Below are 1,445 nucleotides of genomic sequence, written 5' to 3' on the forward strand. Positions count from 1 at the left end.
CCTGCGTTCCGCAGGTTCGCGTCGATATAGTCGGCGCCCGGGCCTGAAGGTGCAGGTCAGGGCGTTGCAGACTGGTGGAAACGGCGAAAACCCCTAGTGACACGCCTGACCGTGGATGACTTCGTCTAGCTGGGGATCTATCGGGGGCGTCATAGTCGGTGTACGGTCTGGCGCGTGTACGTGAAGGCGTCGACGCGTAAGACCCGCGACGGGCAGGCGATCCGCTACCTGCAGCTGGCCCACAACGAGTGGGACCCGGTGGCGAAGGCGTCCAAGACTCGGGTGCTGTACTCCTTCGGCCGTGAGGACCAGCTGGACGTCGCCGGCGTGCGCCGGCTGGTCGAGGCCCTGTCACGGCTGCTGGACCCGGCCGACGCCCTCGCCGCGGCCGCCCCGGCGGGGTTGTCGTTCATGGAGTCCCGGCCGCTGGGCGGGGCGTGGCTGCTCGACGGCCTGTGGCGGCAGCTGGGCATCGACAAGATCATGCGCGGCATGGTCGGCGCTGGCCGCCGGGAGGTCGACGTGGAACGGGTGCTGTTCGCGCTGGTCGCGAACCGGGCACTCAAGCCGTCATCGAAGCTGGCCGCGTCCGAGTGGGTCTGCCACGACGTGCACCTGCCCGGCCTGCCGTCGGTCACCGACGACGCCTGCTACCGGGCGATGGACGACCTGATTGAGGTCGAGCCCGCGCTGACCCGCGCGATCTACGACGGCATCGCCGACCTGCTCAACCTCGAAGTCGACCTGCTGTTCTTCGACACGACCAGCACCTACTTCGAACTCGACGAGACCGACGAACTGCTCTGGCGCGACGACAAGGGCAAGGTCGTGACCGAAGACGACCCGGCAGCGGTCAAGCAGGCCGGATTTCGCACTCATGGCAAGAGCAAGGACCACCGCGACGACCTGCCCCAGGTCGTGGTCGGCATGGCTGTCACCCGCACCGGCATCCCGGTGCGGGTGTGGTGCTGGCCGGGTAACACGGGTGACTCGGCGCTGATCCGCCAGGTCAAGACCGACATGCGGGAGTGGAGCCTCGCCCGTGTCGTGTGGGTCGCCGACCGCGGCTTCGCCTCCGCGGAGAACAGAAGGTTCCTGCAGCAGGGCGGCGGCAACTACATCCTCGGTGAGAAGCTGCGTGCCGGCACCGCCGAGGCCGACGCCGCCCTGGCCCGGCAGGGCCGCTACGCCACCGTCGCCGACAACCTGCAGGTCAAGGAAGTCAACATCGGCGCCGATGACCGGTTCGTGATCTGCTTCAACCCCGACGCCGCCGAGCGTGACGCCGCCGTCCGAGAACGGCTGATCGCCCAGCTCACCGCCAAAATCGACGGTTCGGACAAGCTGAGCGCCACGAAGCGCGCCGAGCTACGCGGGGTGATCTCCACCAAGCCCGGCCTGCACCGCTACCTACGTGTCACACCCGGCGGCCTGCTGCGCATCGA

General features: G+C 68.4%; 1 protein-coding gene. It reads left to right on the top strand.

Going from position 1 to position 1,445, the window contains the following annotated elements; genetic code table 11:
* Positions 1-174: 174 nt before the first annotated feature.
* Positions 175-1,445 (top strand): IS1634 family transposase (locus SLP03_RS31365; protein ID WP_319464254.1); only part of this gene is annotated, 1,271 nt, incomplete at its 3' end.

It is taken from the genome of Micromonospora sp. RTP1Z1 (assembly GCF_033804685.1).
Lineage (GTDB): Bacteria > Actinomycetota > Actinomycetes > Mycobacteriales > Micromonosporaceae > Micromonospora.